Genomic DNA, 22596 nt, shown 5'->3' with positions numbered 1-22596 from the left:
GCTAAGATTTTTCAAATGACACCCCAAATTTTCCTTTCAACATTTCGCCAGGCTCCAGTCGTGCCAAGCCCATTCCATTGTTGAAGGCATCGGGTGCACAAGTCATCGGCTCCAGCGCAATGCAGTGGCGAAGTGGCGGAATAAATACCTGGAGGAAATTGTACTTTCCTGCTCCGGTTTCTTGCCAATAGTGCAAAGTACCTTTTTCGCCTTGTACGATCACTTCCGCTTTTCCCTCTTTTACCGGCAATTCAAAACAATTGTCGAGTACCGTGATTCCCAAAGGGCGCAGCGCGTTGAAATCATCGTATTCATATGTTTTTCCGGTTGGAAGCATTCTTTCGTCGTTGCCTACGATGCGGCATTCCGGCATTTTCAATTTGTAGGCATCTGCCTTTGATCCCAAACTGAAGTAAGGATGCCAACCCAGGCCAGCGGGAATCGCTTGCTCGTCGTGGTTGCGCAAGGTCAATTGTAGGGCAAATCCTGCTTCATCAGAAAGGGAAAATGCCATTTCCACACTGAAACGAAAGGGGTAAGCTTCGTGGCTGGCGTAATCGGTGTACAAGCAAGTGATGGCTGCCGAAGTCTCTTCGACTTCCATCAGGGTTACTTTCATAGATTTGTCTTGACCAAAACCATGCAGTGCCGTATTGGTATGGGATTCATTGGTAAAAAAACGATGCGTCTGTCCCGCCCAGGTGTAGGTTCCATCTTTCAACCGATTTGGGAAGGGATACAACACGGTATTCTTTGACCAACTGTTGTTGATTACTTCCTGAGGCGTTTGATACCCATCCACCAAATTTACACCGTTGAGCTGAAGATCAAGCACAATGGCGCCAAATTCGGGCAAGATCACCAACTTGTTGCCAGACTGCTCGTTGCTTAAAATATGCTTGGTGAAATTTCCAAAAACTTCGGTTGAATGCTTGTACATGTGGATTAGGAGTTATCAGATGTATTGATTTTCTGACTGTTGATTTTCTAGCTGCTATTGTTTTTCCTGTAGGGGATTGATGCCAACGTAGTAAATCAACGACCATTCGCCACCAATTTTTGCCCAGCGCCGCATCATGCCGTAGCCCGAATCCCGATCACTGATGTTTTCAATGATCAGTTCATCCCCCAGTGTTTCAAAATTTTGTACAAATTTACTCTTTTGAAAATCAATCGGGCGATGCATGTGCCAGTTTTCAGCAGTCCACCGAAAATCGGGGAGTTCACCTTCGTAGCCAGCGGCATTGTCGGGCAAGCCTTCCATTGGAAACTGGATATGTTGTACCTGAAACAGGGAATCTTGCATAAATTTATCATAAAATTGGTTGAATTCCGAGTAGTCTGCTTTGCGCGAGGTGCAGGCAAAAGCCAGGACAACCAATGCTACAACCCAGAAAAATATGCTTGAATTCTTCATCATATGGCAAGCTGTGATTTACAAATTTCGGCCAAAACCTCCTCCGTTGGGGTAGGCGCAATGAATACGGTGCTGATGCCCAAATCCGCAATTGCCTGGGCTGTGGTGTGGCCAATGGCTACTACTTTTTGACCTGCCAGCAAAGAATACCGCGCAAAATAAGCCTGGGCATTGAGTGGACTGGTAAATACCAGGATATCAACTTCAGGAATCTCAAAATCTTGACGAGGTACATTGTCATAAACCACCAAATCGGCAATGGTTACAGTCTTGACCAAACTTTTTTGGATGCTTTCCCGCGATTGAGCCGCCCGTGGAAACAAAACCCGTTTTCCGATTGCCACAATCCCAAATGCTTGTCCGACCATTTCGGGATCTCCATTGCCCGCAAAATCGGCCACGTAACCCAGTTCTTTAAGTGCTTTGGAGGTACCTTCACCCAATGCGCCCAATTGAATAGTGGGTGGCATACTGAGTTTGGCTGCTTTTAAGCCTGCCATGAAAAATTTGACGGCATTGCGGCTGGAAAAAAAACACCAGTCCACTGCTGGAATTGCCTCAAATTGTACTTGCTCAAAAGCGACGAGTGATTCGCCAAAAATCTGAACCTTTTCAGCAGGCAAAACCCTATAAAAAGGACTATCCGAACTCAGCTCACGAGAGATGAAGATTTTCATGATTCCTGTTTACCTTCCGAAATCTTTACTTTTTTAGTTCTTCTGCTACCTTTTCCGCCAACATATAACTGGTGCTTGAAGACATGCGTACCTTTTTAACCGGTGCATTCCAAGCCGCTGCTTTGGAGGCCCATACGTGGTAATTCCCTGCTGCATCCTGCTCGCAATAAACTCCAAGTGGCATCTGGCAGCCGCCTTCCATCAATTGCAAAATTCTTCTTTCGATATTGGTTACTGCGCTTACCTCCGAGTGGTGCAGGTGTTGCAACACTTTGCGCATGACTTTGTCTTCCGTACAGGTTTGATAGGCCAATACGCCCTGAGCTGGAGCCGGTACAAACTCGCGAGGGTCAAATTTGATCACATGCACTCCGGATAAATCCAGTTCCAAGCGGCTTAATCCTGCCGCTGCCAACATGATGGCATCAAATTCGCCTTGCATTAGTTTATCCACCCGTGTTGGTACATTGCCCCGGATGTCTTTGAGCGTGGCGTCTGGTCGCAAATCCAGCAATTGCGCTTTGCGGCGAGCAGAGGACGTGCCAATAATGGGGTTTTGCTTCAATTGAAACAATTGGCCTTCTTGGATGCTTTCCTTACGTACCAACAACCAATCGGATGGATTATCTCGGTAAGAAACAGCCGAAAGCACCAAGCCTTCTGAAGAACTGGTGGGCATATCCTTCATGGAGTGTACCGCCATATCAACATCCCCACGCAGCAATGCGTCTTCAATTTCCTTGGTGAAAAATCCCTTGCCCTCAATTTTATCAAAACTCAGATTGAGATGCTGGGTGTTATCCCCAGTGGTTTTGATAATGATCAACTCTGAAGCATATCCCGCTTCTTGAAGTTTCACTTGAGTGAATTCGGCTTGCCACAGCGCCAATTTGCTGCCACGGGTGCCAATGCGTATGGTTCGATCCAATGGAGTAATTTTTTTGATTGTAAAGATAGGCTTGTTTCTTGCAAAAACAGCTATTCAGTGGCATTTGGATGCGACAGATTTCTTATTTAAAGGAAAATGAATTAGGAATATAAAATTAATCAAACGATTGATTAATTAATTTCTAACCATTATCTTTGCTGCATGAATAGTGGTAGAAAAAAAACCATAGAAGGGGTGGACAGTCGGGAAAGGCTGTTGCGTACCGCCGAACAGCTGATTGCCGAACATGGCTATGATGCGGTATCTACCCGCATGATTCACAAAGGTTGTGGCGTCAACATCGCCATGATCTCGTATTATTTTGGGTCAAAAGAAGGTCTTTTTAGGGCCTTGATCGAAGAGAAAGTGCCCAAAATTCGCGAAAAATTAGAGGTTTTGCGAGACAGCGACCAGACGCCATGGGAAAAATTGAGTAACACCATTGATTTGTATGTAGATCGACTATTTGAAAACATCAAATTTACCAAGGTGATGGGGCAAGAGCTCTCCATCAACGCTCGCCCGGAAAACAGCGATTTCATTGTAAAACACATACACCTTAATATGGTGATCATTTTATCCTTTTTCAAAGAAGGTATTGAAAAGGGAGACTTCAAATCCAACATTGATGTAGAGATGACCCTCTCTTCCATTTTTGCCATCATTTTTCAATGGATCAACATGTCGGCAATCGGGATGAAGCTTTTTAAGCTGGAGGATAAGGAGACGGTATATGGTTTGGATTATCAAGATAGGCTCAAAAGGCACTTAATCGAAATGATGCGGTCTCATTTACTGGTTAATCCCTAAATTTTGGTGAAAAATTAATCAAACTTTTGAATAAATAAGCGCAAGCCATGTTGAATAAAATAACTATACTCAATGTGATTTTCCTGTTGGTATACGGCAATACTCAGCTAAAAGCCCAAGGCCCAAGGAAATTGTCACTCAGTGAAGCGGTATCATTGGGATTGCAAAACAGCAAAGTTTTGCAAATCTCATCTGCAAAACTCGAAGCAATCCATGCTCGGGTAACGCAGATTAAAAACCAATTGCTTCCCAGCGTCAATCTAAGTACCAACTACACGCGGATCAGCAACAACGTAACGCCTTTCACTGTCCGTTTTTCGCCTAGCTCCCCGGAAGTAGTCCTCAATCCACAAATCCTCAATCAATCTTACAACCGAATTGGGATTCAATATGGCATATTTACTGGATCACGTGCTGTAAATACCCTGAAATCAACAGAATTTCTTGAAAAAGCAAGTATTCTAGATGCGGAAAAAGACAAGGCTGAAGTGCGACTCAACCTCCTTAATGCCTACTTCAGCTACAGTAAACTACGGGCTTCGAAGCAGGTTCTGGATGAAAACCTCAAAACCCTGGACAGTCGGCTTACCGATACCCGCAATTTTTTCAATCAGGGATTGGCGCTTCAAAACGATGTATTAAAGCTGGAGCTTACTCAGGCAAGTTACCAACAAAATCTCGCCGACGTTCAAGCAGCCATCGACATCAACAATTTCAACCTTTGTTTATTGCTCGGTTTACCCACAGAAACGCAAATCGAAACGGAACAAAATGCGCTGGAAGCAAAAAGAGACGTACTTGCCACCCAAACATTTATCGATGAGGCATTGCAAAATCGCCCGGAGTTAAAAGCAATGAATTTTCGAAAACTGGCTGGCGAACGCGCCGTAGAAATCAGCCGCGGCAATTATTTCCCAGTGATAAGTTTGGGTGCCAACTACGACTACAATCTGCCCAACCAGCGGATTTTTCCACAAGAAAATGCTTTCAAAGGTACTTGGGCAATTGGCCTTACCGCCACTTACAACCTGGTCAATCTGTATGCTACCAAGGCGCTGATTGAAGAGCAAAAAGCCAATCTTGCACAAACCCAGTACCAGCAATTATATTTGACTTCCGACATTAAAATGGAAGTCAACGCCCAGGTTTTGACCTATCAAACGGCCTTGCAAAAAATCACCCTGGCCCAAAAATCCATTGATCAGGCCAAAGAAAATCAACGCATCATGAATTTGCGCTACAACAGTCAGGTGGCCACCCTGACGGAGTTACTCGAAGCAGATGGGCTGAATACACAAGCCCAACTCAATCTGGTAAATGCTCAAATAGATGCAGAATTGGCTTATGCTAAATTGCAAAAATCGATTGGGCAGTAAGTAACGCTGGTCTTCTCTTCAACATTTATCCATTATTTATAACATCCGTCATGGCAGAAAATAAGAAAAAATCGAAGGTTCTTCCAATAATTCTGGGAGTGGTATTGCTTATTGCAGGTATATTCATCGTTCGTACCTTGGCTTATATGTTTAGCAATGAAGAAACCGAAAATGCCTATTTGGAAAGCAACATCTCTACCATAAGCCCCAAAACCTCTGGATACGTGCTCGAGGTAAGGATTAAGGACAACCAACGCATTCGTCAAGGCGATACCATGGTATTGCTGGACGATCGCGAACTCCGTTTGCGCGTTCAACAAGCGGAAATTGCGCTGAAAAATGCGGTGGTCAATCTGGACATCACCCAGGCCAATGCAGGTACCGCAGGCACCAATGTGGGATTGGCAAAATCGAACTTTGAAACCACCATCGGCAGTGTAGATGCAGTTGGCGCTGGAATTGCTACTGCCCAGGCCAACATTGACGCAGCAAAAGCCCGCGCCTGGAAAGCCAATGAAGACTTCAAACGCTACACGGTACTATTGTCTCAAAAAGCAGTTACTCAACAGCAATTTGATGGCATCAAAACTGATAAAGATGCTGCTGATGCCATTCTTAAAGGCGCAGAGCGCCAATTGGAAGCCGTAAGCAAACAAGTTGAAGTAGCCAAGAAACAATCAAAAGCAGGGTTGAGCCAGGAAAGTGTGGCCAAAAAACAATTGGGTACTGCCCAACAGCAAATTGAATTGGCCAAAGTCATTATCGAACAGCGCAAGTCTGAATTGGATTTTGCCCGTTTGCAATTGTCTTATACTGCAGTAATCGCACCTTGTGATGGCGTTGTTTCAAGAAAAGCTGTGCAAATTGGACAATTGTTGAACATCGGTAGCCCCATCTGCTCTATTCTGGATGATCAAAATGTTTGGATTACGGCCAACTTTAAGGAGACGCAGGTGGCAAAAATGCACGCTGGCGACAAAGTCAAAGTCAAAGTGGATGCCTATCCAAAAATCGATTTTGAAGGTGAGATTGAGAGCATCGCAGGTGCAACTGGAGCAAGATTTGCCCTTTTGCCACCAGACAACGCCAGTGGCAACTTTGTAAAAGTAGTGCAGCGCATTCCTGTAAAAATCATCCTCAAGCAACAACCCAATACCATTCTGCGTACAGGAATGAGTACCAAAGTAGTTGTACCCATCAAATAAGATCGAAATGTCGACAACACCCAAGGGTTTTGCTAGAGCAATTATTGTCTTGACGACCATTACCGCAGCCATTATGGAGCTTCTCGACACCTCGATTGTCAACGTAGCTTTGTTTAATATGGCGGGTAGTCTGGGCGTAAATGTGGAAGACGTGGCTTGGGTCATCACCTCCTATGCCATCGCCAACGTGATCATTATTCCCCTCACTGGATTCCTGGGAGAATATTTTGGCCGAAAGAACTATTACATCATATCCATGATCATCTTTACGGTCGCCTCTTATATGTGTGGGGCTTCGAGTAATCTTCCCATGTTGGTTTTTTGGCGCTTTATTCAAGGCATTGGCGGCGGAGCACTGTTGTCAACCTCGCAGGCCATTCTCTTTGATGCTTTTGAACCAAAAGATCGCGCCATTGCAGGAGGGCTATTTGGCATGGGGATCGTATTGGGTCCTACCCTTGGCCCCACGCTTGGTGGGTACATCATGGACAGCATGAGTTGGCCCTGGATTTTTTACATCAATTTGCCCATTGGTTTATTGGCTACCGTTCTTTCCTACAATTTTATCGATAAAAAGGAAGGAGAAGGCCAAAATAAAGCCAATATTCGGATTGATTACCTGGGAATAGCAACCTTGGCAATAGGCGTTGCTTCCTTACAATATGTACTGGAACGCGGCGAATCGGAGGGATGGTACGACTCCCGCAACATTCAGGTGCTGACGATTACTGCGTTGGTTGGCGTATTCTGGTTTATTTATCAGGAACTTACCACCGCCCAACCAGCGGTGAATCTGAAGATATTGGGCAATCGCACCCAGGCCATCACCAACATCGTTGCGTTTATTGTTGGAATTGGATTGTTTACCTCTGTTTATGTCTTTCCGGTTTTGGTGCAGCGCATTAATGGTTTTACGCCTTTGGAAACTGGATTATCAATTTTGTTTCCAACCCTGGTTGGGGTTTTTATCTTTCCATTTATCGGAAAAGCAATGGGATCCGGCGCGTCTCCTGTGCCCTTTATGCTCGTTGGCTGCGTTCTGTTTTTCACCTTTGGTTGGTACGGAGGCTCGATGAATGGTTTTGCCAATCGTGCCGATTTCTTTTATGTGTTGGTACTCCGCACCTTTGGGATTGCCTTGATGCAGTTGCCGCTGATTACGCAATCCATTGCCGGATTATCGCCCAAAGATTACCCGTCAGCCATTGCCATTAGCAACATGGTTCGTCAATTGGGTGGGGCTTTTGGCATTGCTATGGCCAATAACTACGTGGCAAACCAATTTGCACAACACCGTGCCGATCTGGTGGTAAACATGAATGTAACCAATCCGGCATTCACCGAGCGGCTTAATGCGATAACCCAAAATATTATCGCCAAAACAGGTGCCAGTCTTGAAACTGCGACCCAACAAGCATACGGCATTCTGGAAATGACCCTCAACAAACAGGCCTACCTGCTGTCGTATTTGGACACCTTTCGCCTCATTTCTGTTTTCTTCGTAATCTGCTTTCCGTTGATGTTTTTCATACCGCGCAAGAAAACCGTTGATGGAGATGCTGCCAGTAAAGCTGCCGCGGAAGCACACTGATTTTTGTATCGCATTTGAATACAATACCAAACACAACGGATAAACGATAACTTTTCTATCTTTGCGCCATGGAAATTACAGTAAAAGACCTAGCATACCTACTGAACGGAACGATTGAAGGCAATCCTGAACAAAGGGTAACCCGACCTGGCAAGATTGAGGAAGGTGGTGAAGGCGTCATCACCTTTTTAGGAAACGCCAAATACGAACCCTATCTGTATACGACTACGGCCAGTGCAGTTTTGGTAAATCGTAGTTTTTTGCCTAAGTCTCCAATCCAGGCTACCCTAATCCGGGTGGATGATGTGTATGCAAGTATCGCCATACTGTTGGACAAATTTGGCGCTCCAGTAACTAAATCCAGCGGTATTCATCCGCAAAGTATAATTAGTCCTAGTGCAAAATTGGGTGAAAACGTATTTGTTGGTCCTTTTTCAATCATCGAAGATGATGTAGAAATTGGCAATGGTGTACAAATCGATGCTCAAGTGTACATTGGGAGAGGCGCTCAAATTGGCAATGAGTGCCACTTACAAACCGGTGTAAAAGTGCTGTACGAATGCGTGATTGGGGATCGTTGCATCTTTCATCCAGGGGTGGTTATTGGTGCGGATGGTTTTGGGTTTGCGCCTCAAGAGGATGGAACCTACAAGAAAATCAACCAAATTGGCAATGTGCTCATTGAAGAAGACGTAGAAATAGGGGCAAACTCCACGGTTGATCGAGCTTCAATGGGATCTACGATTGTTCGGAAAGGGGTAAAAATTGACAATTTGGTACAAATAGCCCACAATGTAGAAATCGGTGAAAATACAGTCATCGCCGCTCAAGCGGGTATTGCAGGAAGTTCCAAAGTGGGAAAAAATTGCCAGATTGGTGGCCAGGTTGCCGTAGCCGGACACCTGAAAGTAGCAGATGGAACAAGAGTTCAAGGCAAAAGCGGTGTCGCTTCCAATGTAAAAGAACCCAATCAGGCATTGTTTGGTTACCCAGCATTTGACTACCACCAATTTATCCGCGCTCATACTGTCTTCAAACAACTTCCTGAACTGGCCAAGCGCGTAAAAGAACTGGAGAAACTGATGTCCAAAAATGACGGTTGATCCAAATTGTGGAAAGCCACCATTGGCGTTCCAATATTTAGTCAAGCTGCATTTTAAACCTATATTCATTCGATTATTTATTGTATAATCGTCTCAGCAGAAAATCATTATGAAAAAACAACGTACCATTAAAAAAGCCGCCTCGCTTAGTGGTGTAGGCTTGCACACGGGTAAAGTTGTGACTTTGACCTTTAATACTGCACCAGAAAATCACGGCCATAAATTTCAAAGGGTAGACCTCCCTGGACAACCCATCGTTAATGCTGATGTAAGCAGGGTAATTTCTACCACCAGAGGCACCACGATAAAATCGGATGAGGCCCAGGTGAGCACCATCGAACACGTACTTTCTGCATTGGTAGGCTTGGGTGTTGACAACGTTTTGATGACCATTGATGGCCCCGAAGTTCCTATCCTGGATGGAAGCGCCCGACATTTTGTGCAGGCTTTGCAAGAAGTAGGTTTTGAAGAACAAGATGCCGATCGGGAATACTTCGAAATCACGGAACCCATCACCTACCGGGACGAAGAAACCGGCGCAGAATTGATGGCTTTACCCCACGATGGTTTTGAGGTCATTACCATGATCGATTTCAACTCCAAAGTACTGGGACAGCAATATGCGCAATTGCACAGCCTCGATGACTACGAACAAGAAATTGCAACTTGTCGCACTTTTGTTTTTCTCCATGAGTTGGACTACTTGTTTAGCCAAAATTTGATCAAAGGAGGAGATCTAGACAACGCCATCGTTATTGCTGATCGCCCTGTAACCCAAGAGGAATTGGATGGATTGGCAACCAAAATTGGTAAACCAAGCATCAAAATCGATAAAGAGGGGATCTTAAATACTGTACAATTGCAGTTCAAGAATGAACCAGCTAGACATAAATTATTGGATGTAATCGGCGATATTTCCTTATTGGGTAAACCCATCAAAGGGAAAATTGTGGCGACCAAACCAGGACACAAAGCCAATTTTGAGTTTACCAAACTCTTAAAAAAACAATACCTGGAAGATCGAAAACTCAAAGGGAAACCCAAATACGACCCAGATAAAGAACCGTTATTCGATTCTGTTAAAGTTGCAAGCTGGTTGCCTCATCGTTATCCATTCTTGTTGGTCGACAAAATCATCGACCTGTCGAATAGTCATGTAGTTGGGATAAAAAATATTACTTTTAACGAAGGATTTTTCCAAGGGCATTTTCCCGGCAACCCGGTTTTTCCTGGCGTTTTACAAATTGAGGCAATGGCGCAAACTGGCGGTATTTTAGCATTGTCTACGGTAGAAGATCCAGGCAATTGGGATACTTACTTTTTAAAGATTGAAGAAGCAAAATTTAAAAGTAAGGTAGTTCCTGGAGATACGCTCTTGATAAAAATGGAGCTACTGGCACCCATCCGCCGGGGAATTTGCCAAATGCAAGGAACGATCTATGTAGGCAACAAAATTGTTTCGGAAGCGGGCCTTACCGCCCAAATCGTCAAGCGATCTTGAAGATGAACCAGCAGCACCTTTCTTCTGTTCACCCCGATGCAAAAATCGGGTCCAATGTAACGATCAGCCCTTTTTGTTATATCGACAAAGATGTGATCATTGGAGACAATACCTGGATCGGGCCGAATGTCACCATTTTTGATGGTGCCCGGATCGGCCACAACGTACGTATTTTTCCTGGAGCAGTCATCTCGGGTATTCCTCAAGATCTTAAGTTTCAAGGCGAAGAAACCACCGCAACGATCGGCGATCATTCTACAATTCGAGAATTTGTGACCATCAACCGGGGCACGGCAGCAGCAGGCAGTACCAAGATCGGCAAGCATTGCCTGATCATGGCATATGCTCACGTTGCGCATGATTGTACCTTAGGTGACCATGTGATTTTGGCCAATAACGTAAATTTGGCCGGTCATGTTGAAATCGAAGATTGGGCCATTCTGGAAGGCTTGGTTGCCGTTCAGCAATTTACCCACATTGGTGCACATAGTTTTATTGCAGGTGGGTCGTTGGTGCGCAAACACGTACCTCCTTTTGTAAAAGCAGCTAGGGAACCCCTTTCCTATGCTGGCGTAAATGTGATTGGACTCCAGCGTCGGAATTTTTCGCAGGAACAAATCAACCATATCCACAACATTTACCGCGTTCTTTTTGTAAAAGGTGTCCGTTTATCCCGTGCCATCGATATCATTGAAGAACAAATTGAACCCACTGCGGAACGCGCGCATATCTTGGATTTTGTTCGCAACAAACCTGAAATCATGAAAGGTTTGCGTCATATAAACGGAAGCGCCCTAACCAATGAAGGTTGAGTTGAATCAAGTAGGCAAACGTTTTCGCCGCGATTGGATTTTGCGCGGCGTTGATTTGTGTATTGAACCCGGTAGCCGAATTGCCATCACTGGCCCAAACGGCTCCGGTAAGTCTACTTTGTTGAAAATGATTTGTGGCCACCTTACGCCCTCGAAAGGCAAGGTTGTGTTTAGCCAGGCAAACCAGAATTTGGAGCTAGACCAGGTTTATGCGCATCTTGCTTTTGCTGCACCATATATTGAACTGATTGAAGAATTTAGCCTGCAAGAAGCAATTGATTTTCATCGCAAATTCAAACCATTTCAGCAGAATCTCTCTTCCAACGACATCATTGCCTTGCTGGGGTTTGAGCGCTCAAGAGACAATGAAATCCGCAATTTTTCTTCCGGAATGAAGCAAAGATTGAAATTGGTGCTTGCCATCTGCTCAGAGGCTCCTTTATTGTTGCTGGACGAACCAACGACCAACCTTGATGCACAAGGTACCCAATGGTATGCCGAGCTCATTGCTCAATTTGGCAATACCCGCAGTGTTGTGGTTGCATCAAATGTTGAAACGGATTACAGCTTTTGCGAAGCGGCAGTAGACATCAGGAATTACAAATAAAACTCAACGCTGATTCAGTAGCGTCTCCAAAATACCAGTCGCAACCTTGGGATCTGCCTTTCCTTTTGAACGTTTCATGAGTTCGCCCATAAAAAAGCCGATCAACCCTTTTTTCCCTTTTTGGTATTCTTTTACTTTATCCGGAAACTGTGTCAATACTTCTGCTGCAATATTTTGCAAAAAATCGCCGTCGGAAGATTGGATCAAATTCAGTTTTTCTGCCAAGGCCAAAGGATCTTGCGCTGGATTGGCCAGCATGGCTGGAAATAGGTTTTGGTAAGCGGCGGTATTGCTCAGTTTTCCTGCTTCCACCAGTTGAATCAATGCTGCCAGTTGTTGAGGGTGCAAAGGGAACTGAGCCAGTGAATTCTTTAACTCCTGGCACCAGGGCAATACGCGATTGATGGTCAAATTCGCCGCCGCCTTGAAATTGTTAGTATGCTGAACGAGATCAAGGAAAAACAAACCGGTTGCTTTCTCTTCACTAAGGATGTTCGCATCGTAATCAGAAAGCTGGTATTTCTCCACCAATTCCTGGTGGATGGCCTCTGGTAAAATGGGCAATTGGGCTTTAATCGCATCAATGTAGGCATTGGATAAAACCACCGGAGGAAGATCTGGCTCAGGAAAATACCGGTAATCATGGGCATCTTCTTTTTCGCGCAAAGGAGAAGTTACCCCAGTATTGGGATCAAAATTGAGGGTTTGTTGCTTTACTTTTCCACCAGCCTCTACCAGCCCAATTTGACGCCGCACTTCATAATCGATGGCTTGGCGGGCAAACTTCATGGAGTTGACGTTTTTGACCTCGCAGCGGTCATTCAGTATCGTAGCCCCCTGCTCCCGGATGGAAATGTTGACATCGCAGCGAAGCGACCCCTGCTCCATGTTGCCGTCTGAAACTTCCAAGTAACGCACCAACTGGCGCATGGCAGTCATAAAAGCATCTACTTCTTCACCAGAGCGCAAGTCTGGTTCCGTAACAATCTCTACCAACGGAACACCAGCCCGATTCAAATCTATGAAAGAATGGCGAGGTGCCATGGTATGTATAGACTTACCCGCATCCTCTTCCATGTGAATGTGGTGAATGCGAATCGACTTCCAGGTATTCCCAATTTTGATGGACAAGGATCCGCCAATACAAATGGGGGCTTTGTCTTGCGTAATCTGGTAGCCTTTGGGCAAATCAGCGTAGAAATAATTTTTGCGGTCAAATGCATTATGGGTATTGATCTTGCAACCCAAGGCAAGACCAAGCCGAGTAGCAAATTCAATTTGCCGACCATTGGCCTTTGGTAAAGTACCCGGATGCCCCAAGGAGACCGCACTCACGTGGGTATTGGGCTCACCGCCAAAGCTGGCATCGTCACCACAAAATGCTTTGCTTGCGGTTGCCAGCTGAACGTGTACTTCTAAGCCGATAATGGTTTCGTAAGCGGTATTGGCCATAATTGTCTTGTTTTCGCGGCGCAAATATAGCAAAAGCAATGCGGCCTTTCAAAGACAAATCCAATCAATGATCTGATGGAGTAGTATTGGGTCTGAAAATGTATTGTTATTAACAGGTAAAAAAAAACGCCCCAAAAAGCAGGGCGCCAACAATAGAACACTGTAATACTTGAATTTTAAATGCAAAAGCTTTAGCTTCGCACGGTAGCTTTTGAGGTTAGTCTTAATTAAGAGACTTATGTATTTTTGACAATGCTAAATTACGTCAGTAAAAAGAGCATTGAGTTCTATTTTACTTAGGTCAGGCAAATACTTTACCAACAGGTACTATTTTTTACTGAAGGCACTTTGCATCATTTTGCAAGTAATTTTGCAAGATTTCCCCTCCAATGTTTACTCGTGGACAATAAAAATCAATCAACGTGAAGAAACCGCGACTTATTGTTGCAAAAAAATTGTGGTTGCTTTCTATTATCGGTTTTCTAGGCAGTCTGGGAGGATTATCTGGCAAATCCAATTTGAATCCTAAGCAGATCATTTTATCTCCAAATGCTACCGTTGAGGAAAAAACGAACGCCTATTTTGATTTAATAGACTTTTACCTGGAAGAAAAGGGGGACTACCAGCAGACAAAGATTCACCTCGCGAAAGTGAGGCCACTTGTGCTAAAACTCAATACGGATAAAGCATGGGGAGAATATTTCAAACTTGATGGTACCCTCGCCAAACGAAAACATGACGACAAACACGCTGTAAAAAGTTTCCTTTCTGCTAGTGAATTTTTACATAAATCGAGAGACTATGAATCTCAGGCCAAAGTATATTATAAAATTGGTCAAATTTTTTTGAACCAATTAAATTATCAAAAGGCGATTGATTATTATCAGCTCGGGCTGGATATCTTACATGGATATGCGGTAAAATCCAACTCTCTAGAAGCTAAATTATATTGCCATATGGGACAATGCCTTCTAGAGATGAAAAAGCACTTCGAGTCCTTGGCGGTTTTGTCAAAAGGAAAATTCTTAGCTGAAAAAGATCATCTTGTTCCTGAACTGTGTGACATTCTCTATGCAATCGGAAAAAATTACGCTGCACAGAAAAAGTACCACAGTGCATATGCTGTTTTTTCCAAAGTGCAAAAAAAAGCCAACATACATCACCTGGATTTTTTGGAGATGAATGTTTTAAAAGACTTTTGTGAAGTGAGTCTTGAGCAGGGTTACATGGAAAAAGCCAAAGAGTATGGATTCAAGAAGAAAGTTATTGCACTTCTGCTCCGCGATTCCAATTGTGTCAACGTTGCCAATCACCTCATCGCGAAAGTTTTTCTTGCAGAAAACAAACCAGATTCGGCACTGATTTACAACAATTTTGCCTTGAAAGGTGCCCTGCACAAAGGTCGGGATTCAACAGAGAGAGACATTTGGATTCTCCAATCAGCAATAATGGAACAACAAGGGAATACTTTTGCGGCATTGGTTGCATTGGAAAATGCTGAAAACCTGAAAGATAAAATTAGTTCAAGCGAGCAAAAACTAACCATAGAGCGACAACGCCAGGAAATGACCATACTTAAAGCTGAGCGAGAGACCAAGCTTCGCCTCAACAACCGCTTAAAAGAAGAGGACTCGATTAGGCATCTTCTAGCAGGGGTGATCACTTTATTTATTTTGATCAGCTTATTTTTCCTCTTTAAAATTTTGATCAACCAAAAAGCAAATCGTCTTTTGACTTTACAAAGTGTTGATATTGAGGAGCAAAAAGATCAATTGGAACGATTGAGTCAGGTCAAAAATCAGCTTTTTGCAGTCATTTCCCATGATTTGCGCTCGCCACTTTGGGCTATTCAGGCGGTACTGGATACCTTAAACGAGACGGATTTGCCGATCCAAGACCGCAGCCATTGGATCAATCTGCTTCATCGACAGACTGCAAAGACCAGCGTACTGCTTGAAAACCTCCTTTTATGGGCGAAAATTCAAATGAACAGTTACAAACCCTTCAAAGAAGAGTTCAAACTTCGGCCAATTATTGACGAATTGGAGGATGCAATCAAGGTTATTTTTGCAGGAAAAAAAATGCAACTCAATAATAAGGTCTGCGTCAATTTTACCTTGAATAGCGACTCCGTAATGATTCGCATGGCACTGCGCAATTTATTGACCAATGCCATTAAATTTTCTGATGAGGGGCAAGAGGTCGAAATTTATGCCGAACAGATCAGTGAGGGCTTAGCCATTCACATCAAAGATCACGGGATCGGAATGACTGAGGATCAACTTCGAAAAGCCTTGGATGGGCAATTGTCCCGTTTTGGAACCAAAGGAGAAGTCGGTTCAGGAATGGGCTTGTCACTGGTCAGACAGTTTCTCGAAAATCAAGGCGGCAAGTTATTGGGACAAGCTACTATAGAACAAGGCTGTACTTTTACGATCGTATTGCCTTTGTAACGCAGAAAAATTAGTCATCTGTTTATGCGCATGCGCTTACAATTGTGAAAAAAATGGTAGAAATCAAGGTTAAAAAGGGTTATAATATTTTGCTGATTATGGCATTGTTGCAAGTTGTAGCGGGGGCTTTATGTGCACAAATCAAACCATACAACCCTAAGAAGCTGGCCGAATTGGAGAAAAAATTGGCAAAAACGGAAATCAAAGCGGAAAAAGCAACTCTTTATCTTGATTTGCATGACCAATGGATGTATGTCAATTCAAACAACGCCTATTTTTACAACAATCAAGCACTTAATTTGGCGCATGAGCTTGGAGATCATTTGCTCTTGGCCAGGGCTTATGGCAACAAAGGCAACGAGTTCTTTGATGAAGGAGACCTAAAGTCATCTCTACTATACTACTTCAAATCAAGCGAGTTAATTTCTGAAAAAGAGCAACCCTTGCTCGTGGCGCTGAATTTGTCCAATATTTCCAATGTATTTTCTTTGAAAGGGGATTATCCTACTTCTATAAAGTATGCCTACCGTTCAATAGCGTTATCCAAAAAGAGCCCAGAAGGATTGAATTTAACCTGCCATACCCGAGCCAATTTAGCAGAAACCTACAGGGCATTGGAACAATATAAAAAAGCAGAAATTTTGCTCATTAAGACCTTGAATGAAATAAAAAACTACCCCTCGCCCACCGTAAAAGCCATGGCCTATACCTACCTCGGGATGAATTATTCAATGGAGCATAAAATCAAAACTGCCATTCATTACCAAAAACTAGCATTGCAAGAAACGGAGCCATTAGGCTTGGATTATTTCACCTCTCGGGCTTGCTATAATCTGGGTAATATTTACCTGGATAACAAGGAGCCTCAAAAAGCGCTTTATTTTGCGCGAAGAGCCAAAGTGTTGAGTACTTTGAGTGAAGATGCTCAAATTCGGGCACTGTCCAATGCTGAAATTGCGCGTGCTTTCCTCGATTTGGAAAAACTTGACTCCGCCAGTTTTTACGTTGAACAGGCCTTGTCCATTGCACAACTAAAAGGAATCAAATCTTTTCAACCCTGGATTTTACAGATACATTCAAAAATCTTAAAAGAACGTAAGCAGTACGATGCTAGCCTCCAAGCACTTCAAGAGTCGCGAAAAATTGGTGAACACGTTTTTTCTCAAGAGGCTAAAGACCAATCCATCAACCGCATGGAGGCTTTTTCAATACTAGAGACCCGAGAAGACCTGGATTTGCAATACGCAGATCAATTTTCAAGAGTAAAATTTTTTCGAAACATTTCGATAATTGCGGTTGTATTGACCTTGATTGTTGGCTTTGGAATTTATTTTCTTTATCGATACCGGAAAATACTCAACCTGGAGCTTACAAAAAAGAATGAAGAGCTGGAAACCAAGAGAAAAGAGGTATTCCAAATGAATCAAATCAAAGATCAGCTATTCGCTGCCATTGCCCACGAATTAAGAACGCCTTTGCATACCATTCAAGAGGTTTTGTCAAAACTGGATCAAAATTCAAAGTCTCCTCATTCTTTGTCCGAATCAAACATGCTGACTCAATTGCAGCACCAGACCGTACGCACCATCACCCTGATGGAGGATTTGTTGTTTACAGCCAGGGTACAGATGCAGCAATATCAGCCCCTGCGCCAGGAGTTTCAACTCAAGTCATTGACTGATGAGTTGGACAAAAACCTTAAGCTATTAAACAATGGGACTTTTTTGACCATCATTCACGCTATTCCCGAAGATTTATACCTCTATTCCGATATGACCATGTTAAAAATGGCTTTGCGCAATCTGTTCCTGAATATAGCCAATCGACCAGGTAAAATCATGTTTCCGGTAATATTGAGTGCATGGAAAGAGAATGACCTGGTAAATATTCGGATTGCAGATGTGCAAGAGTTTGAACAACCCCTTATCAAGTCTAATGAACAAAGAAGCAATGATTCAATCCACAAGCCGTATTGGGATATTGCGTTGATTCAAAATTTCCTGGAAACCAATGGCGGGAAATTACTGTCATGCCCGGAAGGCAAAGGTTTCGATGTCGTGTTACCCGATTCACACCAATCTTAACCCTATTTCAAATTTTCCAGCAACTTGGTGATGTTGTCTTTTGCAAAAGGCAGCTGCGTTCCACTGCGCATCAATACCACGCCATCTTCTTTCATGACCGCATTTACATGGAGCAAGTTGATCAAGTGAGAGCGGTGCAAACGGTAAAAATTGTTGTTGCGCAGCAAATCTTCGTAATGTGCCAGTGGTTTACTGGTTATGTATTGTTTTTTATCGATGGTGTAAAACTGGGAGTAAGGCCCCGAAGCTTCGATGTTGACAATTTCATCAATGTCCAACACCACAACTTTATCCTGAGTGTTCAACACAAGTCGATTGAACCGCGAATTTTCAGATTGAATTTCTTTCATCGCACTGCGCAAAACATCCATTTGCCAGAAAAGATCTTCCTTTTTGGTGCGATTGATTTTGTTGATCGCTTCACTTAATTCGTTGGAATGTACGGGCTTGAGTAGGTAATCAACCGCTGCATATCGAAAGGCTTTGAGTGCGTAACCTTCATGGCTGGTTACGAAGATAACCGGAGTATCGTTGGGTCTGAATAAATCTAAAAACTTAAAACCATCAATATCAGGCATTTCTATATCCAGAAAAATCAGATCTACCTGATTTTGGCGCAAATAAACCAAGGCATCAATAGGTTTATTAAACGTAGCGATAATGTTTATATCTGGAGCAACCTGATGCAGCTTATGGGATAGAAGCTCGATGTACAAGGACTCATCATCTACAATTACCGTGTTCATTTGTTGGTTTTATCATCTGGTGGTAATACTGGAATAGGAAAAGGTTTTTGTGGGAGGACAACTAACTGTGAATGGTTTAAATTTCAAAGCAAAATTACAACTCTATTTCCCAAAAACAAAGGGAGCTCGTCTAGATATCTGGACGAGCTCCCTAATATATTAACAAATGATTGGTTAAGTTAGTCCATTGACTGATTTGCGCCTTCTGCAGCTTTAACCAAAGATTGATATTCTCTAGGAGAAAGCCCATCCATCACAAAATGAACTGGATTGACTTGTTTGCCTTTGAAGTGTACTTCATAATGGCAGTGAGGTGCGGTAGAAGTACCTGTACTTCCTACTTTACCCAATTGCTGCCCTCTTTTGACCCGCTGCCCGGCACGTACTTCAAAGGAACTCATGTGTGCATACAGGGTCTCGTAGCCATAGCCATGTGAGATGATCACACATTTTCCATAGCCACTGTGGTATTCTGCTTTTTTGACCACACCATCTCCAGTTGCCTGAATGGAGATGCCTTTGGGTGCCGTGAAATCAAGGCCATAATGCATCCGCGGCACTTTGTATACCGGGTGAATTCGGTATCCAAAACCTGAAAGTAAATTGACTTGCTTTGACAATTTATCTGCCCGAACAGGCTTAATGGAAGGAATGGAGGCCAGCATTTTCTCCTTTTCGTTGGCCATATTGATAATGGTATCCAATGACTTGGATTGAACCACCATTTTGTGCCGCAATTTACGGACTTTATCCAGTGCATGGATAATGGAAGCCCCACTTTGTTTGAGATCGCGAAGACTCAAAAATTCATCATGCCCTCCAACTCCACCTTCCCAGATATTTTCGTCGATAGGATTCATCCCAAAGACAGTGCGGTAAGCGTAAGCATCTCGATCATTGAGATGTTTCATCTCATCATTGAGCGCAGTTAAATCTCCTTCCAGTTTTTCGTAATGGGTTTTCATTACTTCAATTTCCTGCAGCAATACTTTTTCTTTTGGCGAAGGGAAGTAACGGTAGAGAATGATGGAGAATAAAAATGCAGTAAAAGCTGCGGAACTTAGAAATGTTAAGGCTCTGGATACGATGTTAAGCCAACTAATTTCTACCTTTTCAAACCGCAGGGTTTGAATGTTGTAGATAAATTTTTCATTTTTTCCCATGTTGCTGGTTCTTGGTCAATTTGACTAAATTTGCGGGGCGTTTACTCAGAATATGTTCATTGAGATGGGACCGAAATTGTAGCTTCCTTTGATGTTCTTACTGGCGTGGAACAGGACTTTGAAATGCTAAATTAAGACAGTACGTTGATTCAACCAAAAAAACGACTCTTTTTTTTTCCACATTATCAACATACACAACTTAGCAGGTACTTTTTTTCCTGTTTCCACTGGAACAATCGAAGGAATTTGACCGTTTTTAAAAAAAAATTGCTTTGTTTTGCCTCACTTTTGGAGCAAGCAACAGCAAATATGCGAACTGATTTCCAAAGTAGGGAATCATTTAATTATTCCTTAACGGTTCTTTAACTAAAATGCCATATTGACTGTTCTGAAAGAATTGAACTTTTCTCCTTCAAATACAAATACTTATGATGACCGCACGCGAAATTCGCCAGGCTTTTCTTGATTTTTTCGCTTCCAAAGCACATAAGATTGTTCCTTCAGCTCCCCTGGTCAACAAGGATGACCCCACCCTCATGTTTACCAATGCGGGGATGAATCAATTCAAAGATTACTTCCTGGGCAACCATACCCCGGATGTGCGGCGCATTGCCGATACACAAAAATGCCTCCGGGTATCTGGTAAGCACAACGACCTCGAAGATGTAGGCTACGATGGTACCCACCATACCATGTTCGAGATGCTGGGCAACTGGTCATTTGGCGATTATTTCAAAGAAGAAGCCATTTCCTGGAGTTGGGAATTGCTGACCGATGTACTTGGCCTTTCCAAAGACCGCCTTTACGCTACTGTGTTTGAAGGTGACCCTGCCGCCAATATTCCTCCCGATGATGAAGCCCTGAGCCTCTGGTTGCGCTTTTTGCCACAGGATCAAATCCTCTACGGCAACAAAAAAGACAACTTTTGGGAAATGGGGGATACTGGCCCATGCGGGCCTTGTACCGAAATCCACTTCGATACGCGGAGTGACGAAGAACGCGCCAAAACGCCTGGCCGTGACCTCGTCAACGTAGACAATTCTGGCGTTGTTGAAATCTGGAACAACGTATTCATCCAGTTCAACCGCAAAGCCGACAAATCACTGGAGCCACTACCAGCGCAACATGTGGATACGGGCATGGGCTTCGAGCGTTTGTGTATGGTTTTGCAGGAAAAAAAGGCCACTTACGACACAGACATCTTTTCGCCCTTCATCCAGTACATTGAAAAGGTTTCGGGCAAAAAATACACTTTCAGCTACGAACGCGATGCCAAGGTTGATATCGCCATGCGGGTCATTTCTGATCACATTCGCGCCATTGCCTTCACCATTGCCGATGGCCAATTGCCTGGGAATTCGGGCGCAGGCTATGTCATTCGTCGCATCTTGCGCCGAGCTGTGCGGTACTATTATTCGTTTTTGGACATCAAAAAACCTTTTCTGCATACGCTGATTCCCATGCTGGCAGATGCCTTTTCCGGTGCATTCCCCGAATTGAAGGCCCAACAAGCTCAGGTTGCCCGAATCATCGAAAGCGAAGAAACGGCGTTTTTGAACACCCTTGAAAAAGGCTTGAAGCGTTTTGCCGACCTCGACAAATCAACTGGTCAGATTAAAGGCGAAGACGCCTTCGACATGTACGATACCTACGGTTTCCCCATCGACCTTACCCAATTGTTGGCTCAAGAAGCAAACATCCAGGTGGACATGGCCGGTTTTGAAGCTGCGCTGCAAAAACAAAAAGACCGTTCGCGCGCCGATGCCGCCAAAGTAGTAGGGGATTGGTTGAGTGTAAACGAAGGCGAAGTAAAATTTGAAGGATACGATACCCTGGTTGTAGAAGACACCAAAGTCCTGAAATACCGCACCGTCAAGGTCAAAAACCAGGATCAATACCAATTGGTGCTACAGGCTACTCCTTTTTATGCCGAGAGCGGTGGCCAGGCTGGCGACAAAGGTTACCTCGTCATTGGTGCAGATCGCATCAATGTGCTGGATACCCAAAAGGAAAACGACCTGATCATCCACATCGTAGACGAGTTTCCGGCCAACTTGAATTTGCTGGTAAAAGCGGTGGTGGACGAAGACCTGCGGCAGGCCATTTCGGCCAATCACTCGGCTACGCACCTGATGCACGCTGCATTGCACCGCATTCTGGGGCAACACGCCACCCAAAAAGGTCAAAACGTAGACGATCAGCGCCTGCGCTTCGACTTTAACCACTTCCAAAAAGTAAGCGAAGCCGAATTGCTAGAGATCGAAAACTTGGTCAACGAAAAAATCCGCGCCAACATCGCCCTGGACGAAAACCGCAACATGCCCATTGAAGAGGCACGCAATACCGGCGCAATGATGCTTTTTGGTGAAAAATATGGCGAAGTGGTGCGCATGATCACTTTTGATCCCTACTTCAGCCGCGAATTGTGTGGCGGAACGCATGTTCAATCAACAGGCCAGATCGGCTTGTTCAAAATTGTGGCCGAAGGCGCTGTAGCTGCGGGTATCCGTCGCATCGAGGCCATCACCGCCGAGCAGGCGCAGCATTTTGTGCGTGCCGAATTGCGGGAATTGGATGCCATCCGCAGCATCCTCAAGAGCAAGGGCGATGCCGCCAGAGCTGTAGCCACTCTACAAGATGAAAACAAGGAATTGCGCAAGGAAATCGAGCG

Annotated in this window: 18 protein-coding genes; 11 read left to right on the top strand and 7 right to left on the bottom strand. The window is 44.0% G+C overall.

The window, feature by feature from the left end:
* Position 1: 1 nt before the first annotated feature.
* From ABW391_RS11230 to hemC, 4 genes are read right to left on the bottom strand one after another with little or no spacing between them, the layout of a single operon-like run.
* Entirely contained in the window at positions 2–940 is a 939-nt protein-coding gene (locus ABW391_RS11230) for an aldose 1-epimerase (protein ID WP_353481959.1), read from the bottom strand.
* A gap of 54 nt (positions 941–994) precedes the next feature.
* Positions 995–1420 carry a hypothetical protein gene (locus tag ABW391_RS11225; protein WP_353481958.1) on the bottom strand — a complete coding sequence of 142 codons (426 nt, stop codon included), beginning with the start codon at positions 1418–1420 and terminating at the stop codon, positions 995–997.
* On the bottom strand, positions 1417–2094 hold the full coding sequence (locus ABW391_RS11220) for a uroporphyrinogen-III synthase (protein ID WP_353481957.1): 678 nt from the start codon (positions 2092–2094) through the stop codon (positions 1417–1419). The genes ABW391_RS11225 and ABW391_RS11220 overlap by 4 nt, the downstream gene beginning before the upstream one ends.
* Positions 2095–2119: 25 nt before the next feature.
* The gene (gene hemC, locus ABW391_RS11215; protein ID WP_353481956.1) at positions 2120–3022 is read right to left on the bottom strand and encodes a hydroxymethylbilane synthase; all 903 of its coding nucleotides are present in this window, start codon (positions 3020–3022) and stop codon (positions 2120–2122) included.
* 162 nt (positions 3023–3184) lie between these two features.
* On the opposite strand from hemC, the gene ABW391_RS11210 reads away from it, so the two are divergent.
* The 8 genes from ABW391_RS11210 to ABW391_RS11175 all read left to right on the top strand — a co-directional run bounded on the left by ABW391_RS11210 (position 3185) and on the right by ABW391_RS11175 (position 12027).
* Positions 3185–3832, top strand: coding sequence for a TetR/AcrR family transcriptional regulator (locus ABW391_RS11210; protein ID WP_353481955.1), 648 nt, complete (start codon positions 3185–3187; stop codon positions 3830–3832).
* 47 nt (positions 3833–3879) lie between these two features.
* Positions 3880–5208, top strand: a complete 1329-nt coding sequence (locus tag ABW391_RS11205; RefSeq protein WP_353481954.1) for a TolC family protein — start codon at positions 3880–3882, stop codon at positions 5206–5208.
* 50 nt (positions 5209–5258) lie between these two features.
* Positions 5259–6413, top strand: coding sequence for an HlyD family secretion protein (locus ABW391_RS11200; RefSeq protein ID WP_353481953.1), 1155 nt, complete (start codon positions 5259–5261; stop codon positions 6411–6413).
* 7 nt (positions 6414–6420) lie between these two features.
* Positions 6421–8004 (top strand): DHA2 family efflux MFS transporter permease subunit, encoded by a 1584-nt coding sequence (locus tag ABW391_RS11195; protein ID WP_353481952.1) that lies wholly within the window; start codon positions 6421–6423, stop codon positions 8002–8004.
* 68 nt (positions 8005–8072) lie between these two features.
* Positions 8073–9107 carry a UDP-3-O-(3-hydroxymyristoyl)glucosamine N-acyltransferase gene (gene lpxD / locus ABW391_RS11190; protein ID WP_353481951.1) on the top strand — a complete coding sequence of 345 codons (1035 nt, stop codon included), beginning with the start codon at positions 8073–8075 and terminating at the stop codon, positions 9105–9107.
* 109 nt (positions 9108–9216) lie between these two features.
* A complete protein-coding gene (locus ABW391_RS11185; RefSeq protein ID WP_353481950.1) occupies positions 9217–10608 on the top strand; it encodes a bifunctional UDP-3-O-[3-hydroxymyristoyl] N-acetylglucosamine deacetylase/3-hydroxyacyl-ACP dehydratase in 1392 nt (463 codons plus the stop codon).
* Between the two features lie 2 nt (positions 10609–10610).
* Entirely contained in the window at positions 10611–11420 is an 810-nt protein-coding gene (gene lpxA, locus ABW391_RS11180; protein WP_353481949.1) for an acyl-ACP--UDP-N-acetylglucosamine O-acyltransferase, read from the top strand.
* Complete coding sequence (locus ABW391_RS11175; protein ID WP_353481948.1) at positions 11410–12027, top strand: ABC transporter ATP-binding protein; 618 nt, start codon at positions 11410–11412, stop codon at positions 12025–12027. Before lpxA ends, ABW391_RS11175 begins: the two co-directional genes overlap by 11 nt.
* Positions 12028–12030: 3 nt before the next feature.
* On the opposite strand, the gene gatB is transcribed toward ABW391_RS11175, so the two are convergent.
* The gene (gene gatB / locus ABW391_RS11170; RefSeq protein WP_353481947.1) at positions 12031–13479 is read right to left on the bottom strand and encodes an Asp-tRNA(Asn)/Glu-tRNA(Gln) amidotransferase subunit GatB; all 1449 of its coding nucleotides are present in this window, start codon (positions 13477–13479) and stop codon (positions 12031–12033) included.
* A 977-nt stretch (positions 13480–14456) separates the two neighbouring features.
* On the opposite strand from gatB, the gene ABW391_RS11165 reads away from it, so the two are divergent.
* Entirely contained in the window at positions 14457–15932 is a 1476-nt protein-coding gene (locus ABW391_RS11165) for a sensor histidine kinase (RefSeq protein WP_353481946.1), read from the top strand.
* Between the two features lie 53 nt (positions 15933–15985).
* Positions 15986–18016, top strand: coding sequence for an ATP-binding protein (locus tag ABW391_RS11160; RefSeq protein ID WP_353481945.1), 2031 nt, complete (start codon positions 15986–15988; stop codon positions 18014–18016).
* Positions 18017–18018: 2 nt separating this feature from the next.
* On the opposite strand, the gene ABW391_RS11155 is transcribed toward ABW391_RS11160, so the two are convergent.
* A complete protein-coding gene (locus ABW391_RS11155) occupies positions 18019–18762 on the bottom strand; it encodes a LytR/AlgR family response regulator transcription factor (RefSeq protein ID WP_353481944.1) in 744 nt (247 codons plus the stop codon).
* A 179-nt stretch (positions 18763–18941) separates the two neighbouring features.
* Complete coding sequence (locus tag ABW391_RS11150; RefSeq protein ID WP_353481943.1) at positions 18942–19925, bottom strand: peptidoglycan DD-metalloendopeptidase family protein; 984 nt, start codon at positions 19923–19925, stop codon at positions 18942–18944.
* A gap of 431 nt (positions 19926–20356) precedes the next feature.
* On the opposite strand from ABW391_RS11150, the gene alaS reads away from it, so the two are divergent.
* The coding region (gene alaS, locus ABW391_RS11145; RefSeq protein WP_353481942.1) for an alanine--tRNA ligase at positions 20357–22596 on the top strand (2240 nt) is incomplete at its 3' end.

Source organism: Haliscomenobacter sp. (assembly GCF_040403615.1).
Taxonomy (GTDB): Bacteria; Bacteroidota; Bacteroidia; order Chitinophagales; family Saprospiraceae; genus Haliscomenobacter.
The sequence above is the reverse complement of the archived record's forward strand: the minus strand, read 5'-3'. Positions and strand labels throughout refer to the sequence as shown.